The sequence below is a fragment of the Nitratireductor sp. GCM10026969 genome, assembly GCF_042660605.1.
Lineage (GTDB): Bacteria > Pseudomonadota > Alphaproteobacteria > Rhizobiales > Rhizobiaceae > Chelativorans.
On the sequence record NZ_JBHSUM010000325.1, the window covers coordinates 298 to 676 of the forward strand.

1 pseudogene is annotated in these 379 nt (G+C 33.2%); it reads right to left on the reverse strand.

Annotated features, from left to right (window positions below):
• Window positions 1–222: pseudogene (locus ACFP9U_RS25290) on the reverse strand (hypothetical protein); the annotation flags it as partial.
• Window positions 223–379 lie beyond the last annotated feature (157 nt).

Below are 379 nucleotides of genomic sequence, written 5' to 3' on the forward strand. Positions count from 1 at the left end.
GTTATCCGTAGCCCGTACTCTTTCTCCATGCATATAAGCTTCAGGTAAAATTGCTCTAATCCCTCTTTTAGCTAACTCATACCCCTGCACAAGAACAGATTCTTTGTGACTCGTCCATCCATGATAAAAAATAACCGTCGGAATTTCTTCATTTATGAGGTCTTCTCTCACTACCTCAAGTATCGGTATTTCGTTGATTGTTTTTTGAATGATCTGAAACATACGCACACTCCTACTACATATACTTTTTATTTTCAGTTTGTTATACTTAAATAGATATCTTCGATTATTTTATCACATATCAAATTTATTTAATATCAGACTAACTGATATTTATTAGTTAAAAGGAGTATTGGGATGAACCGAAAATTGATTGCAC